Below are 11236 nucleotides of genomic sequence, written 5' to 3' on the forward strand. Positions count from 1 at the left end.
AATATGGGACAGCCCGGCCGGATGCCCGTCGACGATCGGTGAGACTGTGGCCGTGCCCCAGCAACGAACAGGCGACGACGCCGTGATCTCCGGTGTCGGCCTCACCCCCTTCAGCCGCGATGCGGGGCTCGGCGCCCTCGATCTGCAGGCCACGGCCGCGTACCAGGCGCTCGACGACGCGGGCCTTCTCGCTCGCGACGTCGACACGGTGATCGCGGGCTACGCGACGACGGTGAACCACATCATGCCGGCCAACGTTCTGGCCGAATACCTCGGCGCCCGGCCCGCGCGGGCCTTCGGGATGAGCGTGGGCGGGGCCACCGGACTGGCGATGGTGGCCGAGGCGGCTCGGCTAATGCGCGCCGGGGTCGCCACGCACGTGCTGGTGGTGGGCGGCGAGAACCGGGCCAGCGGGCAGAGCCGCGACCAGGCGATCGCGACGCTCGCGCAGGTGGGGCACGCCTCGCACGAGGTGGTGCTGGGGGCGAACATCCCCGCGTACTACGCGCTGCTGGCCTCGGAGTACCTGGCGCGGTTCGGGCTGTCGCGGGCGGATCTGGCGCCGCTGGCCGTGCAGATGCGCGCGCACGCGGTGTCGCATCCGGGAGCCCAGTTCCGCACCCCGATCACGGTGCAGGACGTGCTCGACGCCCCGCCGATCGCCGAGCCCCTCGGCCTGCTCGACTGCTGCCCCATGTCGGACGGAGCGGCGGCAGTCGTGGTGTCGCGCGCCCCTGCCTCGCCTTCGGGCCGAGCGTCGGTGCGGATCGCGGGGCTCGGGCAGGCGAACCTGCACCAACACGTGAGCGAGGCCGACTTCGGGGCGTTCGGGGCGGGGGAGAGCTCGGCGGCGGCGCTCGCCGAAGCGGGGACGGGAGTGGGCGAGCTCGACATCCTCGGTGTCTACGACAGCTTCACCATCACGCTCGCGATCTTGCTCGAGGAGATCGGGATCGTCGCGCCGGGTACCGCGGGGCGGCGGGCTTCCGAGGGCCTGTTCGCGGCGGACGGCCGCTATCCGCTGAACCTGCACGGCGGGCTGCTCTCGTACGGGCACTCCGGTGTGGCCGGCGGGATGGCGCATCTCGTGGAGATGGTGACCCAGCTGCGCGGCGAGGCGGGGGCGCGGCAGCTGGCCGACCTGCCCCGGAAGGGATTGCTGCACGCCGACGGTGGCGTGCTCTCGGCCCACGTGTCGGTGGTGCTGGAGGGTGCGCCGGCAGAGGCTTCGAGAGGAGACCGGGCATGACTGTGGACGCCGACTGGACCACGGGGGAGCCGCGGCTGTTCGCCCAGCGCTGCCCCGAAGGGCACGCCTGGTACCTGCCCCGCCTGCGCTGCCCCCGGTGCGCCGCCGTCGTGAGCACGTTCGAGCCGAGCGGATGCGGCATCGTGTTCGCGCAAACCAGCCTGCATCGCCGGGTCGCGGCATCCGGAGACCCGGCCGGCCCGAAAGCCAAGGAGGCGATCGGCATCGCGCTGGTCGATCTCGACGAAGGAGTACGGATGATGGTGCGGTGCGTTCCCGGAACCCCGGTCGGGGCACGGGTTCAGGTGTCGATCGAGTTCGACGAGGGCTCTCAGCGGCTGCTGCCGTTCTGCGCGGAGGTGACGGCATGAGCGGCGGCACCGGCAGCGGCCTGCGCTTCTTCCACGATCCCGCCTCGGTGGCGGTGATCGGCGCCTCCAGCGATCCGGAGAAGATCGGCGGGCGGCCCATCCGGTATATGCGCGAAAGCGGATATACCGGTGCGATCTATCCGATCAACCCGACGCGCCCCGAGATCCAGGGGCTGCCGGCCTACGCTTCGCTCGACGACCTGCCTCAGGTGCCCGAGGTCGCCATCATCGCCGTCTCCGGTGCGACGGCCGTGGCGCAGATCGTGCGCTGCGCCGAGCTGGGTGTGAAGGGCTGCGTGATCATGGCGTCCGGCTTCGGCGAGACCGGCGACGAGCAGGGGCTCGCCTGGCAGCGCGAGATGCTCGACGCCGCGGCCCGATCCGGGATGCGTCTGATCGGTCCCAACTCGCAGGGCCTCGCGAACTTCGCCACCGGTGCCGTGCTGAGCTTCTCGACGCTGTTCACCGAGCAGCCGCCCGCCGACGGCGCGGTGGCCGTGGTGAGCCAGAGCGGGGCGATGTGCTCGATTCCTTACGGGCTGCTGCGCGAGGCCGGCATCGGTGTGCGCTACGCCCATGCGACGGGCAACGACATCGACGTGACGGCCGCCGAGCTCGCGGCCGAGGTGGTGGCCGACCCCGAGGTGAAGCTGCTGCTGCTCTACCTGGAGGACATCGCCGACCTCGACTCGCTCGGCGCCGTCGCACGCACGGCGCTTTCCCGGGGCGTACCCGTGGTGGCTCTCAAAGGCGGCCGCAGCGAGGCCGGACAGCGGGCCGCGGCCTCGCACACCGGAGCTCTCGCGACCGAAGACGCCGTGGTCGACGCCTTCCTCAGCAAGCACGGCATCTGGCGGGCACGCAGCACGCGCGACCTCGTGGCGGCGGCCGCGTTCTACCTGCGGCCGGGCGTTCCGCGGGGCGAGCGGCTGGCGATCGTGAGCAACTCCGGCGCCGTCTGCGTGCTGGCCGCCGACGCGGCCGCCGAGGAAGGTCTGCCGCTGGCGCCGCTCTCGGCCGGGACCCGCGCCGCCCTGACGGATGCTCTGCCCTCGTTCGCCTCGGTCGAGAACCCGGTCGACGTGACCGCCGCCCTGCTCACCGACAGCTCGCTGTTCGGCAAGGTGCTGCCGGTACTCGGCCGGGATGCCGCGGTCGACGCCTGCCTGGTGGGCATCCCGGTCGCCGGCCGTGGTTATGACGTCGAGCGTTTCGCCTCCGACGTGGCTGAGTTCGAGGTGTCGACCGCGGTGCCGGTCGTGATGGCCGTGCCGCAGACATCCGTGGCCCGCGTGTTCCGCGAGCGCGGGATCGTGGTGTTCGCCGATGAGGCCGAGGCCGTGCACGCGCTCGCCCAGTACCTGCGGCACCACACGCTCATCGCCGAGGCCCGTGCCCGCCTGGACTCCGGATGCCTCGACCCGCGCCCGCGCGACCGCCGGTCCGAGGCCGGCCCCGGCCTTGCCCGCACCGCGCTCAACGAGTCGCAGAGCCTGCGGCTGCTGGAGACCGTGGGCGTGCCGGCCGTCGAGCACGTGCTGGTGTCGCATCCGTCGGAGGTGACGGCCGCGCTGGCGGCGCTCGGGGTCGACCGCGTCGTGATCAAAGGATGCTCGTCCGAGGTCACCCACAAGTCGGAGCTGGGCCTCGTGCGCGTAGGCGTCCCGGCGGACGACGCCGCGGCTGTCGTGACCGAGATGATCGCCACGATGGCCCGCGAGGGCGTGGCCTCCGAGGGCGTGATCCTGGCCCGGATGGTGAAGGGCGAGCACGAGGGCATGCTCGGGGCGCGCTTCGACCCGGTGTTCGGCCCGGTCGTGGTGATCGGCGCCGGCGGCATCCACGTGGAGGCGATGCCCGACGTGCAGCTGCTGCTGCCCCCGTTCTCGCGGGAGGACGCGCTCGGCGCCATCCGGCGCCTGCGTCTGGCAGCGGTTCTCGGCGGCGTGCGCGGCGCGCCCCCCGTCGACCTCGACGCCTGGGCCGACGCCGCGGTCGCCCTCGGCGCCGCGATGCTCGACCCCGCCCTGGGCCTCCTGGAGGTCGACCTCAATCCAATCATGCTGCTGCCCCTGAACGGCCCCGAGCACCCCGCACTCCGAGCGGTCGACGCCGTGGTGGTCCGCGCAGCTCCCGCCCCTGACCTCCCCTACCGCTGACTTGCGAGTTCTGGCTCCACATCAGGCAGATCAGAGCCAGAACTCGCAACTCAACGGGAGGGGTGCGAGTGCAGGGTGTCGTGGATCGCGGCGGTGACCGTGCGGCGCAGCCAGGCGTGGGCGAGGTCGGCGCCGAGACGGCGGTGCCAGGCGAGCACGACGGGAACCGGCGGGAGGTCGACGGGCAGGGCGAAGGCACGCAGCTCGGCCGCGCCGGCGCGGCCTCGGGAGACCGACGAGGGTACGACCACGACCGCATCCGCCGCCCGCACGATCTGCAGAGCCGCCCCGGTGGAGGCGACGGAGGCGATGACCCGTCGACTCAGGCCGAGCGGTTCCAGCGCGTCGTCGACCCTGTCGCGCAGCCGCCCGCGGCGCGAGACCACGACGTGCAGAGCTGACGCGAAGGCCGCCAGGTCGACGTGCTGCGGCACAGCGCTGCCGGATGCTCTGGCCAGCCCGAGGAGGTGGTCGTCGGCCACGTGCTCGTGAGCCACATCGGCGGGCCCGGCGGTGCTCGAACCGACCTCGAGGTCGATCGTGCCCCGGGCCAGATCGACGGTGTCGCCCGCCGATTCACCCAGGAAGCGGAACGATACCCCTGGTGCCACGCGGGCGGACTCCGCCACCAGGGCGGGAGCGAGGGCCGCGGCGAGCGCATCGTGGCAGCGCACGGTGAAGGTGCGCTGCAGCGTTCCGAGGTCGAGGTCGCTCTCCGGCGTCAGCACGGCTTCACTGCGGAGCACCAGGGCGCGCACCTCCTCGCGCATCGACAGCGCTCGCGGAGTGGGGATCATCCGCCGGCCGGATCGCACCAGGATCGCGTCGCCGGTGGCCCGCCGGATGCGGCCGAGGCTGCGGCTCATGGCCGGCTCCGAGAGGTGCAACCGCTCCGCCGCACCGCTGACGCTCTCCTCTTCGAGCAGGGCGTTGAGCGCGGTGAGGAGATTCAGATCCAGTTGCATGAGGGTAATTCTACTGATGCGCGGAATGTCTTTGACGTTATTCGGGGGTGCTCTTAGCGTGGAATCACCGCCCGGAACGACCGGCGGCAGAACAGCGGGACAGGATGACCATGAACGACAGGGTGCTCGCACCGGACACCGGCCGGATGCTCGAGGAGACGACGGCCGCCGTGCAGGCAGCGGGCCGGGTGCTGCTCGATCGATTCTCGCCGGCCCTGCGCGTGACTGACGCCCGATCGCTGCTCGCCGCGATCGAGGCCAACGACACCACCTCCCTGGCCGTGCTGCGACCGGCCCTCGAGCGCGTGCGGCCGGAGGCGCGCTGGGACGACGACGAGGAGGGTCGCGGCAGTCTCGGCCCGGGCGAGTGGTGGGTGGCGGATGCCGCCGAGGGCAACGTGAACCACATCCACGGGGCGAACGGCTGGGGGGTCACCGCCACCCTCGTGCGCGACGCCCTGCCCGTGCTGACCGTGGTGCACCTGCCCGTCTCGGGGGAGACGTACACGGCTGTCGCAGGAGAAGGCGCCTTCCGGAACGGCGAGCGGCTGGCGGTGTCCGCCAAGACGGAGCTGCGGGCGGCGCTGGTCGGCACGGGGCAGGGGATGCCCGGGGAGGAGCCCGCGATCCGTCGGCGGATGAGCGCCTCCCTCGACGCGATGCTCGACCGGGCCCTGCTGGTCTCCGCCGGGGTTCCGGCGACCCTGCAGATCCTGCCGGTCGCGGCCGGCCACGCCGACGCGTTCTGGCAGTACGGGCAGATCCGCTCGGGGCTCGTCGCCGGCGCCCTGCTCGTGCGGGAGGCCGGCGGCGCCGTGCTCGACCTCGACGGCTCCCCCTGGACCCTGGCCGGTGAGGGGTTCGTCGCCTCCGCGCCGGGCCTGGCCGCGGAGGTCGTCGACGTGCTGTCGGCCATCCGCTGACCGTCGGCGGCTCCCTACTGTTCCACCCGATCGACCTGAACACCCGACAACGAAAGACGACACCATGACCAGCACCACCATCCTCGGCAATGGCCGCGTGGGATCCGCCCTCGCTGCTGCTCTGATCCGCAGCGGCCGCGAGGTCGTCGTCGGCGTGCGCGACCCCGAAGCCGCGCGCGCCGCGTCAGCGCATCCGGAGCTCACCTACCTCGACGTGGCGTCCGCCATCGAGCGCTCGCCCCTGATCGTGAACGCCACCCCGGGCGACACCAGCCTCGAGCGGCTCAGCGCCCTCGGCGACGCGCTCGCCGGCCGCGTGCTGCTCGACGTCTCCAACGCCACGACCCGGGGTGGCGACGGACTCCCGGGCGGCCTCGTGTACTTCGGCGCCGGCCTCGGCGAGCGCCTTCAGGCGGCGCTGCCGCAGACGCGGGTGGTGAAGTCGCTCAACACGATGCTCTTCTCGGCGATGACGGCGCCCGGAGCCCTCGGCTCGACGCCGACGGTCTTCCTGTCGGGCGACGACGAGGCCGCCAAGGCCGAGGTGCGCGGCGTGCTGCGCGACCTGGGCTGGCACGACGACTGGATGCTCGACCTGGGCGGCATCGAGACCTCCCGCGGCACCGAGGCGCTGGCTCTCCTCGTGCCCAGCCTGCTGGCCACCCTGGGTTTCGCCCCCTTCGCCTTCGCGATCGCCCGCTGAGGCGCGGGCGGGCTACACGATCGTCCAGCCTCCGTCGATGACGTAGGCGGCGCCGTGCACGAAGTCGGACTCGGGGCCCGCGAGGAACAGCGCGAGATTCGCGATCTCCTCGGGCTGCGCGTGACGGCCGGCGGGGACGGCGTTGATCGACTCGATCACCGCGGCCTCACCATCTTCGAGGATCTTCTTGGTCATCGCCGTCTCCACCGCGCCGGGGCAGATCGCGTTCACGCGCACGCCCTGCAGGCCGTAGTCGGCGGCGAGCTGCTTGGTGAGCCCCACCACGCCGTGCTTGGCCGAGGTGTAGGCGGTTCCGCCGCCGCGCGCCACGAAGCCGGCGATCGACGCCATGTTCACGATCGTGCCGCCGCCTCCTTCGAGCATCGTCGGCAGCGCCGCCTTCGTCACCAGGAAGACGCCCTTGAGGTCGACGCCGATGATCCGGTCCCAGAGCTCTTCGCTGGTGTCGAGGATGGGCGCGTAGCCGTCGAGGATGCCCGCGATGTTCGCCAGCACGTCCACCCCGCCGAGCGCCGCCACGCTCTGCTCGATCGCCGCGGTCACCGAGGCGCTGTTCGAGACGTCGACCTGCACGGCGTGCGCCGATCCGCCCGCCTCGCGGATCGACGCGGCCGTGGCCTCCGCCGCCGCCGGATCGAGGTCGAGCGCGGCCACCGCCGCCCCCTCGGCTGCGAACCGCTGCGCGATTGCGCGGCCCATGCCCGAGCCGGCTCCGGTGACGACGGCTTTGCGTGCGTCGAGTTTTCCTGTCATCTGTCGTGCTCTCCTTGCGTCGTTGCGAATGAATGGGGACGACGGCTACGGCCGGGTCAGCCCCGCCAGCGAGATGTACTTCGTGTCCATGTACTCCTCCATGCCCCAGTGGCCGCCCTCGCGGCCGATGCCGCTCTCCTTCACGCCGCCGAACGGCGCCTGCACGGCCGAGATGGTGCCGTCGTTCGCGCCGACGGTGCCGTACTGCAGCGCCTCGGAGACGCGCACCACGCGGTTCACGTCGCGGGTGAAGAAGTAGGCGGCGAGCCCGTACGGGGAGTTGTTCGCGCGGCGCACGACCTCCTCCTCGGTGTCGAACTCGAAGATCGGGGCCACCGGGCCGAAGGTCTCGTCGCGGGCGACGAGCATGTCGTCGGTCACCCCGGTGAGCACGGTCGGCTCGTAGAAGTGCCCGTTCGCCAGCGACTCGTGGGTGGGCCGCTTGCCGCCGGTGGCGACCGAGGCCCCGGATGCCACGGCATCCGCCACGTGCGCCTCCACCTTCTGCACGGCCGCGTCTTCGATCAGCGGGCCCACCTCGACGCCCTCCTCGGAGCCCAGCCCGATCGGCATCGCCGACAGGCGCTCCACCAGGCGGCGGGTGAACTCGGGCGCGATGCCGCGCTGAACGAAGATGCGGTTGGCCGACACACACGTCTGCCCCATGTTGCGCATCTTCACGGCCACCAGCTGCTCGAGCGCGTGGTCGACGTCGGCGTCGTCGAACACGATGAACGGCGCGTGGCCGCCGAGCTCGAGCGAGAGCCGCTTCATGGTGGCGGCGCCCTCGCGCATCAGGATCTTGCCCACCTCGGTCGATCCGGTGAACGAGAGCACCCGCACCCGGCTGTCGGCCATGATCGTGGGGCTCACCCGCGAGGCCTTCGACGAGGTGACGACCTGCAGCACACCGGCCGGCAGTCCCGCCTCGGCGAAGAATCGGCCGATCTCCAGCGCCGAGATCGGCGTGAGGGCAGCGGGCTTCACCACCATCGAGCAGCCGGCGGCCAGGGCGGCACCGAGCTTGCGCAGGATCTGCAGCGAGGGGAAGTTCCACGGCGTGATCGCCACACTCACCCCGGCGGCCTGGCGGATGGCGGTGATCCGCTTGTCCGGACCGGTCGAGGGCACGGTCGTGCCGTAGGTGCGGCGGCCCTCCTCGGCGAACCACTCGAGGAAGTCGAGGCCGTAGTTCAGCTCGCCGATCGACTGCGCGACGGGCTTGCCGTGTTCGGCGGTCATCACCTCGGCCAGCCGCTGGATGTCGGCTCGGGCGATCTCGGCGGCCCGGCGGATGATCTTCGAACGCTCCAGCGCAGGCAGCGCGGCCCAGGCCGGCTGCGCGGCCTCGGCGCCGTCGATCGCGCGGGTCATGTCGTCGGCGTTCGCGTCGGCGACCCGGGCGATCTCGAGGCCGGTGGCCGGGTCGAGCACCGGGAAGGTCTCGCCCGCGGCCGCATCCTGCCAGGTGCCGTCGATGAACAGTTTGGTGAGGTAGTCGGTCATCCGGAGCTCTGCTCTCTGTCTAAGGGGAACGTAGGAAGGGGGAACGGATCGCCTGGCGGCTCAGAACACGATCGAGGCGCGCGCCACGCTGCGCGACTCGCCGGCCGCGATCGCCGCGCCGATGTCGTCGAACGGATGAGCGTCGGCCGTGAGCGCCTCGAACGGGTACCGGTGCTGCGTGCGCACCAAGAAGTCCAGCGCCCGGTTCAGGTACCAGGGGTCGTACCGCAGCACGCCGTGGATGTTCAGGCTCTTGCGGGTGATCACGCCGGGAGAGAGCGACACCTCGAAGGCCTCGCCCACGTTGAGGTTGCCCACCGAAAGGATCTCGCCGCCGGTGCGCGCGAGGCCCACGGCCTCGGTGAAGGCGGGGGCGAATCCGGTGACCTCGAGCACGACGTCGGCGCCCTGCCCGCCGGTGAGCTCTTGAACGCGCGCGATCCGCTCGTCGCTGGTGGTGTACTCGCCGAGGTCGACCACCTCGTCGGCACCGAACCGGGTGGCGAGGGCGATGCGCTCGGGCACGCCGTCGACCACGATCACGCGGGCGCCGCGCTCCTTGGCCACGGCGACGGCGTAGAGGCCGAGTCCGCCGGCGCCCTGCACCACGAGGGTGCCGCCCGCGCCCAGGCGGGTGCGGTCCAGCGCGAAGATCATCTGGGCCAGACCGCAGTTGGCGCCGGCGACGATCTGGTCGTCGAGCTCGTCGGGCACGGTGAAGAAGTACTGGTCTTCGTTCACGTAGTAGTGGGTGCTGAAGCCGCCGGTGAAGTGCGGGGCGCGATCGGGGTTCTTCGACCACTCCCGCAGCGAGTTCTGGCACATGCCGAAGTCGCCGCGCAGGCACGCGGGGCAGCGCCGGCAGGTGACGTAGTAGACCGGAACGACCCGGTCGCCGATCGCCACGGGGCGGCCGGCGTTGTCGTGCGTGACGCCGTCACCGAGGGCCGTCACCTCGCCCACGAACTCGTGGCCGAGCACGGCTTCCCGCAGGGCGGGGGAGTCGCCGTGGTACTGGTGCAGGTCGCTGCCGCACACGTTCGCCCGGCGCACCTTCAGCACCAGCGCGCCGGCGGCCGGATCCGGAACCTCGTACTCCTTGACCTCGAACTGCCTGGGCCCGACGACGGCGGTCACTCTGCCTTGCACCCGATGCTCCTTTGCCTGGGACGATGACCCGATAGTAGGCAGTGCGGGAGGGGGCATCCGGGGCCCCTGACCCAAGATGGGACAGGCCCCGGGGCGCGCAGATCCCCGGCGGCAGACTGGCTCCCAGTACGACGACGTACCCCGCGAAAGGAGCGATCTCGAATGACTCACGGACACGCGCGCCGCCTCTGGGCCCTGGATGCCCCCACCCTCACGGTGCAGTCGGAGACCCTGCTGTACGGCACGAGCGGGGAGGTCACCATCCCGTGCCCCTCGTTCCTGATCGAACACGATCGAGGCCTCGTGCTCTTCGACACGGGACTGCACCCGGATGCCATCACCGACCCCGAGAAGATCTACGGCTCCGAGCTGGCTCCGCTGCTGGGCATCGGCGGAACGCGTGAGCAGCGGCTCGACGTGCAGATCCAGAACCTCGGCTACAAGCTCTCCGACATCACGCACGTCATCTCCTCGCACGGGCACTTCGACCACACCGGTGGGCTCTTCCTCTTCCCCGAGGCCAAGCACTACTTCGGTGAGGGGGAGCTGCGCTATGCGAACTGGCCCGACCCCATCCAGGCCTTCGTGTACCGGCAGGAGGTGCTCGACGTCATCAAGCGGCTCGACACGCGCGAGCTCGTGGGCGATCACGACCTCTTCGGCGACGGGGCCATCGAGGTGCTCGCCACGCCGGGGCACAGCCCGGGCGAGGTCAGCCTGGTCGTGCGCCTGGCCAACCGCACCTTCATCCTCACCGGCGACGCCCTGCACCTGCGGGCCCAGCTCGAGCAGGAGTACCACTTCCCGATCGACGCCGACACGAAGACGGCGCTGCGCTCGCTCCGGCGCCTGAAGTACCTCAAGGAGAGCCTCGAGGCCACGGTGTGGATCAGCCACGATCCGGATGACTGGGCCGAGTTCGCGCACGCGCCCGGCTTCTACGAGTAGGGGCGGGGCATCTCGTGGCGATTCTGGTGGACTACCGCTGCACCGCGTGCGGCAGCCGGCACGAGGCGTTCGTCGCCTCGCCGGCCCCCGCCCTGCGCACGTGCGCGTGCGGGGGAGAGGCACGACGCCTGTTCTCGCCCGTGGGCATGATCTCGGGTCGTGGCTCGGGTGGTGCGGATGCCACGACGGCGCCCGCACCGGGAACCGCCGCCGCAGCATCCGAAGCTCGTCGCGCGCGCAAGGAGAAGGCGGAATTCGCCTCGCTCTGCGCGCAGAATCCCGACGTGCCCGGCCTCTGCCACATGTCGCCCTCGGCCGGCCGTGCCTGGGTGGCGCGGGCCCGCGGTGACGGCCGGGCGCTCGACGCCGAGCTCACCCGTCAGCAGGCGGCCGCCGCGATCTCGCCTCCCACGATGGCCGACGCCATCTCGCACGAGCACACGCACACGCCCGCCCTCACGTCGCCGGCCGGAGAGCATCATGCATAAT

At 71.7% G+C, this 11236-nt stretch carries 11 protein-coding genes; 7 read left to right on the forward strand and 4 right to left on the reverse strand.

What is annotated here, in order from left to right:
- Positions 1-52: 52 nt before the first annotated feature.
- The 3 genes from Q0D75_RS13370 to Q0D75_RS13380 are packed head-to-tail and all read left to right on the forward strand — an operon-like array spanning position 53 to position 3779.
- Positions 53-1249 carry a thiolase family protein gene (locus Q0D75_RS13370; RefSeq protein WP_291054212.1) on the forward strand — a complete coding sequence of 399 codons (1197 nt, stop codon included), beginning with the start codon at positions 53-55 and terminating at the stop codon, positions 1247-1249.
- The gene (locus Q0D75_RS13375) at positions 1246-1620 is read left to right on the forward strand and encodes an OB-fold domain-containing protein (protein ID WP_291054214.1); all 375 of its coding nucleotides are present in this window, start codon (positions 1246-1248) and stop codon (positions 1618-1620) included. The genes Q0D75_RS13370 and Q0D75_RS13375 overlap by 4 nt, the downstream gene beginning before the upstream one ends.
- Positions 1617-3779 (forward strand): acetate--CoA ligase family protein, encoded by a 2163-nt coding sequence (locus Q0D75_RS13380; RefSeq protein WP_291054216.1) that lies wholly within the window; start codon positions 1617-1619, stop codon positions 3777-3779. The genes Q0D75_RS13375 and Q0D75_RS13380 overlap by 4 nt, the downstream gene beginning before the upstream one ends.
- 50 nt (positions 3780-3829) lie before the next feature.
- On the opposite strand, the gene Q0D75_RS13385 is transcribed toward Q0D75_RS13380, so the two are convergent.
- Entirely contained in the window at positions 3830-4744 is a 915-nt protein-coding gene (locus Q0D75_RS13385) for a LysR family transcriptional regulator (protein ID WP_291054218.1), read from the reverse strand.
- A gap of 110 nt (positions 4745-4854) precedes the next feature.
- On the opposite strand from Q0D75_RS13385, the gene Q0D75_RS13390 reads away from it, so the two are divergent.
- Complete coding sequence (locus Q0D75_RS13390; RefSeq protein WP_291054220.1) at positions 4855-5667, forward strand: inositol monophosphatase family protein; 813 nt, start codon at positions 4855-4857, stop codon at positions 5665-5667.
- A gap of 64 nt (positions 5668-5731) precedes the next feature.
- Positions 5732-6370, forward strand: a complete 639-nt coding sequence (locus Q0D75_RS13395; protein WP_291054222.1) for an NAD(P)-binding domain-containing protein — start codon at positions 5732-5734, stop codon at positions 6368-6370.
- Positions 6371-6382: 12 nt separating this feature from the next.
- Here the strand turns inward: Q0D75_RS13395 and Q0D75_RS13400 are convergent, their stop codons facing one another.
- The 3 genes from Q0D75_RS13400 to Q0D75_RS13410 are packed head-to-tail and all read right to left on the reverse strand — an operon-like array spanning position 6383 to position 9799.
- On the reverse strand, positions 6383-7144 hold the full coding sequence (locus tag Q0D75_RS13400; protein WP_291054224.1) for a glucose 1-dehydrogenase: 762 nt from the start codon (positions 7142-7144) through the stop codon (positions 6383-6385).
- A gap of 45 nt (positions 7145-7189) precedes the next feature.
- The gene (locus Q0D75_RS13405) at positions 7190-8650 is read right to left on the reverse strand and encodes an NAD-dependent succinate-semialdehyde dehydrogenase (RefSeq protein ID WP_291054226.1); all 1461 of its coding nucleotides are present in this window, start codon (positions 8648-8650) and stop codon (positions 7190-7192) included.
- A gap of 60 nt (positions 8651-8710) precedes the next feature.
- Positions 8711-9799 (reverse strand): zinc-binding dehydrogenase, encoded by a 1089-nt coding sequence (locus Q0D75_RS13410; RefSeq protein ID WP_291054228.1) that lies wholly within the window; start codon positions 9797-9799, stop codon positions 8711-8713.
- A 162-nt stretch (positions 9800-9961) separates the two neighbouring features.
- Here Q0D75_RS13410 and Q0D75_RS13415 point away from each other — a divergent pair, with 162 nt between their 5' ends.
- On the forward strand, positions 9962-10747 hold the full coding sequence (locus tag Q0D75_RS13415; protein ID WP_291054230.1) for an N-acyl homoserine lactonase family protein: 786 nt from the start codon (positions 9962-9964) through the stop codon (positions 10745-10747).
- Between the two features lie 14 nt (positions 10748-10761).
- Positions 10762-11235: a hypothetical protein gene (locus Q0D75_RS13420; protein WP_291054232.1), complete on the forward strand. Its 474-nt coding sequence runs from the start codon at positions 10762-10764 to the stop codon at positions 11233-11235.
- The last annotated feature ends 1 nt before the right edge of the window (position 11236 follow it).

The sequence above is a fragment of the Herbiconiux sp. genome (genome assembly GCF_023264855.1).
In the GTDB taxonomy this organism is placed as follows: Bacteria; Actinomycetota; Actinomycetes; order Actinomycetales; family Microbacteriaceae; genus Herbiconiux.